The sequence below is a fragment of the Micromonospora endophytica genome (assembly GCF_003236305.1).
In the GTDB taxonomy this organism is placed as follows: domain Bacteria; phylum Actinomycetota; class Actinomycetes; order Mycobacteriales; family Micromonosporaceae; genus Micromonospora; species Micromonospora endophytica.
The window spans coordinates 1-5,051 of the sequence record NZ_POTX01000331.1; the positions used below are offsets into that span (position 1 = coordinate 1).

General features: G+C 74.3%; 2 protein-coding genes and 1 pseudogene. 2 read left to right on the forward strand and 1 reads right to left on the reverse strand.

What is annotated here, in order from left to right; translation table 11 throughout:
• Positions 1-396 (forward strand): annotated as a pseudogene (locus tag C1I93_RS28230) (RNA polymerase subunit sigma-24); the annotation flags it as partial.
• Here C1I93_RS28230 and C1I93_RS28235 read toward each other — a convergent pair.
• Complete coding sequence (locus C1I93_RS28235) at positions 376-1,047, reverse strand: sigma-70 family RNA polymerase sigma factor (protein ID WP_111246307.1); 672 nt, start codon at positions 1,045-1,047, stop codon at positions 376-378. The pseudogene C1I93_RS28230 and the gene C1I93_RS28235 sit on opposite strands and share 21 nt — an antisense overlap.
• A gap of 273 nt (positions 1,048-1,320) precedes the next feature.
• On the opposite strand from C1I93_RS28235, the gene C1I93_RS33005 reads away from it, so the two are divergent.
• On the forward strand, positions 1,321-4,938 hold the full coding sequence (locus tag C1I93_RS33005; protein WP_111246308.1) for an ATP-binding protein: 3,618 nt from the start codon (positions 1,321-1,323) through the stop codon (positions 4,936-4,938).
• Positions 4,939-5,051 lie beyond the last annotated feature (113 nt).

The following is a 5,051-nucleotide window of genomic DNA, read 5'->3' on the forward strand; positions in this document are numbered from 1 at the left end:
CGGCGGCTGCTGGCCACCTTCCTGACCGCCGCCCGCACCGGCGACCTGACGGCGTTGGAGCGGCTGTTCACCGCCGACGTGGTCAGCGTCTCCGACGGCAACGGCGCACGCCGGGTCTCCCGCCGGGCAGTCGTCGGCGCGAACCGGGTGGCCCGGTACGTGGCGGCGTTCTCGACCTGGTTCTGGAACGGCGTGCAGCTGCGGTGGGTCACCACGAACGGGCAGACCAGCGCGGTCATCCACCGAGACGGCGCGCTGGTCGGCCTGGTGACGGTCGCCGCCTCCGAAGCCGGCATCGACCAGTTGTTGTGGATGATGAACCACGACAAGATCGCCGCCGTCACGGATGCCACAGAACGGCCCCACTCCCCCACCTCAGCCCCCGACGGCGAGTGACAGGGCTCTCGGACGCCCATTGTCGATGGGGATCGGCCCACCTGACGGGGCGTTGACGGCCCTGACGAGGGCGGCCGGGTCGCCGGTGCGGGTGACCTCCGCGAACGCCGCAAGCAGCCGGAGCTGTTCCACCGGCGACGCCGGCGCGCCACGGTCCCCGGCCAGACGTGCCCGGGCCCGGCGGGTCAACTGGCGCGCGTTGGCCTCGGTGAGCCCGAGCAGTTCCCCGATCTGCCGGTGCGGATAGCCGAACGCCTCCCGGAGCAGGTAGGCGCAGCGTTCGCGGGGGGTGACGCGCTCGACGAGCAGCCGGATCGCGGCGCGTAGCTCCTCGGTGCGTTCCACCACCGTCGCGGGGTCGTCGCCCGGGTCCACCGGCTCCACCGACCAGGAGTCCGCCGGGTTCCGGTGCCGCACGTGCGCGGTCCGGGTCGCGTTGATCGACAACAGGGTGGTGGTCCGGCACAGGAACGCCGGCACGTTCCGCACCGCGGTGCGGTCCGTGCGATGCCAGCGGAGCCAGGCGTCCTGCACGACGTCCTCCGCGTCGGACCGGTCGCCGACGATGCGCCGCGCGATGCGCAACAGCCGGTCGCGGACATCGAGGAAGTCGGCGAGGTGGTCCGGGTGGGCCTGGGTGGTTTTCTCCAACGTGTTCGGACATCGATGCCTCCTGGTCGGTGACTGTCGTCTGTCCCGACGCTAGGAAGGCCCAGTTCTGAACGAGTTTCGAAGGAGTGCGGCCCGCAGTGACCTTCCGGTGCGGCCCGCCAGACCCGAGAAACTATGGCCTGGATCACACCAGGTGCTGTCACAACCCGGTCCGCGGTCCTGTCTCGGCTGGCGAACGCGGAGAACGGAGGACGACATGGGAACGGTTCCCGACGGCCGGCGCTGGCCGGAGCACGGAAGCACCGCCCGACCATGACGGACGTTCGGTTCAGCATCCTCGGCCCGGTACGTCTCCGACGCGGGGCGGCCGACCTGGACCTCGGTGCCCGTCAGCAGCGAGTCGTGCTCGCGATGCTGCTGGCCCGGCCCGGATCGGTGGTCAGCGTGTCCGAACTGGTCGACGCCATCTGGGACGACGACCCGCCGCCGAGCGCGGTCAACGTCGTGCACCGCTGCATCGGCGCGCTGCGGCGGCTGATCGAGCCCGACCTACCGGTCCGCGCCACCGGCGCCTACCTGATTCGCCAGGCCGCCGGCTACCAGCTGCGGGTCACCGAGGAGTCCCTCGACCTGCTGCGTTTCCGCAGGCTGCTGGTCGGGGCGCGGGAGACCGACGACCCCGGCCGAGCGGTACGCCACTACGTCGACGCGTTGTCGCTGTGGCAGGGCCGGTGCGCCGCCGGGCTGGAGCCAATCTCGCACACCCACCCCACCTTCGTGGCCCTGGAGGCCGAACGCTCCCACGCGGTGCGAGACGCCGCCGACGCCGCCCTGCCTGCCGGGCAGGCACGTCTGGTCATTCCGGCGCTGCGCCAGGCGGCCGGGCACAATCCGCTCGACGAGGCGTTGCAGGCCCGCCTGCTGCTGGCCCTCGCCGCCGACGGCCGGCAGGCGGAAGCGTTCGACCTGTTCCGCGGCCTGCGCCGCCGCCTCCGCGACGAGCTGGGGGTGAGCCCGGGCCCGGAACTGCGCGAGACGTACGACCGGCTGCTGCACCAGCGCATCGCGACCACCACCGCGCCGCCCGTGCCGGACCGAACCAGGGCCGACGTCGGCCGGGCCGAGGACCCGGCCCCGGTCGAGCCGGCCCGGGACGCCGACCGGAGCCGGTTCGCCGCGGCCGGCGCCGCTCCCGTGCTGGTGGGCCGGGACGCCGAGCGGGATAGCCTGCGCCGGCTGCTCGCCGAGACGGCGGCCGGACACGGGCACACCCTGCTGATCCACGGTCCGCCGGGGGTCGGCAAGTCCGCACTGCTGCGCACGGTGGCGGCCGACGCCGCCGACCGGGGCTTCGCCGTCCTGTCGACCGCCGGGGTGGAGACCGAGCGGTGGTTCCCCTTCGCGGCGCTGCACCTGCTGTTGCAGCCGGTCGCCGAGCACATCGAGGAGCTGCCGGAGGCGCACCGATCGGCCCTGAACGGCGCGTTCGGCGGCGCGGAGCGCCAACCCGACGCGTACCGGGTCGCCTTCGCCGTGCTGGAGCTGCTCGCCGACGTCGCCGACCGGCAACCGGTCCTGCTGCGCTGCGACGACCTGCAGTGGTTCGACGCCTCCAGCCGGGAGGTGCTGAGCTTCGTCGCCCGGCGTACCCACGACCACCCCATCCTGGTGGTGTGCGCCGCCCGCTCCGACGGCGCCGACTGGAGACCGGCGCTGACCCCGCCCGAGCTGCGGCTGGAACCGTTGGGCCGAACAGCCGCGGCCGAACTGCTCGACGCGGGCGCCCCGGACCTTCCGCCGTCGGTGCGGGAGCTGATCCTCGAGCGCTCCGCAGGCAATCCGCTGGCACTGGTCGAGTTGCCCAAGGCGGTGCAGGAGGCACACCAGGGTACGGCGCATCTGCCGCTGACCCAGCGCCTGGAGGCGGCCTTCGCCGCCCGCACCGACGAGGTGAGCCCGGCCTGCCGAACGTTCCTGCTGGTCATGGCCGCGGAGCCGATGGCGGCGCCGGCCCGGCTGCTGGCGGTGTCGGGCGGGCTGGCCGGCTCGGCGGTGACCGGCGATGTGCTGCACGAGGCCGTCGGCGCGGGGCTGGTGACGTTCGTCGAGGACCGGCCGGAGTTCCGGCATCCGTTGATTCGCTCGGCCGTCTACGGGCGTGCCACGCTGACCGAGCGGCTCGCCGTACACCGGGCCCTGGCCGCGGCGCTCGGCGACGTGCCGGAACGTCAGCTCGCCCATCTCGTCGCCGCCACCCTGGGCCCCGACGAACAGCTGGCCGACCGGCTCGAACGCTTCGCCGACAGCTCGCAGGCCGTCGGCAAGGTGGCCGCTGCCGTGCCGGCGCTGAGCCGGGCGGCGGGACTGGTGAGCGACGTCCGCCGCCGGACCCGGATCTTGGTCCGGGCCGCCGAGCTGTCCAGCGACCTCAACGACCGTCACCAGACCCGGATGTTGCTGGCCCGGGCGGACATGAGCGTGCTGGGCCCGGTCGAACGCGCCCGGTTGCTGCTGGTGTCCGACAACGCCGCCTTCGAGCCGGACGAGCCACACCGCCGGATCCGGGACATGGTTTCGAGCGCCGCCGGAGCGTACGACCACGGTGCGCGCGACGTCGCCGAGAACCTGCTGTGGCGGGCCGCGGCCCGGTGCTTCTTCCAGGACGGCGACGCGCGCACCCGGGCCGGGACGGGCGGCGAGCTGGACCGGTGGGACACCGACCCCGACAGCGCCCACGCGCTGGCGGTACGGGCCTACACCGAGCCGTACCGGCACGGCGCCGAGGTGGTCGCTCGCCTCGGCCGGGTCGGGCCGGACCCGCAGGATGGCCTGCGGCCGCACTTCTTGGGCACCGCCGGGATGGTCCTCGGTGACTTCACCCCCGCCACCCGTCATCTGAAGCAGGCGGCGGCCGTCTGGCGGTCGCAGGGCCGCCTCGGGCTGCTCGCCCGCTCACTGGCCGGATCGTGGCCACGGATCTTTCTGGGCCAGCTGGATCAGGCACGCGCCGACGCCGAGGAGGGCTACCTGCTGGCCAAGGAGACCGGGGAGACCATCGCCCTGCTGGGGCTCACGGCCACGGCGGCGCTGGTGGCGGCGCTGCGTGGGGAGACGGTGGCGGCGGCGCGGCTGGTGGCCGAGCTGCGTGCCGCCGACCTGTTCCCGCACATGCCGTTCGCCACCGTGATGGCGCAGCAGGTCGACGGGCTGTTGGCCCTGTTCGCCGGTCGCGCGGCCGAGGCGTACGACCTCTTGGCTCGGGTGTTCGACCCGGTCGACCAGCACCACCATTCGGTGAGCTGTTGGCTGGTGGCCCCCGACCTTGCGGACGCCGCCGTGGCCGCGGGCACGGTCGGGGCGGCCCGGAAGCTGCTGGCCGACCTGCCCGAGCTGGCCCGGCTGCTGCCGTCGGAGATGATGATGACGGCGCAGGCGTACACCAGTGCCGTGCTCGCCCCCGACGAGGAGGCCGAGCGGCATTACCGGGCGGCGCTGGTCGCACTCCCGGCCGGCTGCCGGCTGGCCCGCGCCCGCCTGTGCCTGTCGCACGGCCGCCGGCTGCGCGGGCAGGGCCGCCGCCTCGAGGCCCGCGACCTGCTCCGCACCGCGCGCGACGAGTTCGACCGGCTCGGCGCCCTGCCCTGGGCCGCGGCGGCGCGCGAGCAGCTGCGGGCCTCCGGCGAGGCCAGCGACCACCGCTACGCGAACGTCAGCCAGCGGTTGTCGGCGCAGGAGCTCCAGGTCGCGACCCTGGCCGCGCGGGGGTTGAGTGACCGGGAGATCGCGGAACGGCTGTTCATCTCCCACCGCACCGTCGGCTCGCAGTTGGACCACATCTATCCGCGGCTCGGCGTGACCGGGCGGGACCAGTTGGCCGCCGCGCTGGCGGCCGGTGACGAGGCGAGCGCGCCGCCCGGGTCGGCCGGCTGAGCCGCACCGGCCGACCCGGCCGGCGGCCGGCACCCCGTCGGGTGCCGGCCGCCGGGCCTGGCTGTCAGCGGGCAAGCCACTCCCGGTAGCTGGTGGTGGCGAGTACCGCGTCC

What these genes read in the sequence shown, in the direction of transcription:
- C1I93_RS33005 (WP_111246308.1), top strand. Translation starts at nt 1,321, where the DNA reads ATGACGGACGTTCGGTTCAGCATCCTCGGCCCGGTACGTCTCCGACGC.